Genomic DNA, 377 nt, shown 5'->3' with positions numbered 1-377 from the left:
TGAAAGGAGAAATCCCTGCTAGATGTATTCAAGAATACAGGAACGATTTAACTTATTTCACAAATGGGCAGGGAGTCTGCTTGACAGAGTTAAAAGGATACCAGCCAGCTATTGGTAAATTTATTTGCCAACCCCGCCGCCCGAATAGCCGTATAGATAAGGTTCGGCATATGTTCCACAAGTTAGCTTAACAGCTTGCAAAAGTCATATAAAATGAGATTTGAAAGGATTAGAGACTAATTATGATGAAATGCGAATGGATATTGTGTCCTGTTTGTGGGAGCAAAACCCGTAATAAAATTAGGAAGGACACTGTTTTGGAGAATTATCCCCTTTATTGTCCAAAATGCAGACAAGAAAGATTGATTAAAGTTGAC

1 protein-coding gene and 1 pseudogene are annotated in these 377 nt (G+C 38.2%); both read left to right on the top strand.

Annotated elements, in window-relative coordinates; translation table 11 throughout:
* Nucleotides 1-191: pseudogene (locus ACTNBR_RS16595) on the top strand (elongation factor G); the annotation flags it as partial.
* A gap of 51 nt (nt 192-242) precedes the next feature.
* The coding region (locus ACTNBR_RS16590; protein ID WP_441019283.1) for a cysteine-rich KTR domain-containing protein at nt 243-377 on the top strand (135 nt) is incomplete at its 3' end.

The sequence above is a fragment of the Bariatricus sp. HCP28S3_F11 genome, assembly GCF_052065395.1.
Lineage (GTDB): Bacteria > Bacillota > Clostridia > Lachnospirales > Lachnospiraceae > Allocoprococcus.
The sequence above is the reverse complement of the archived record's forward strand: the minus strand, read 5'-3'. Positions and strand labels throughout refer to the sequence as shown.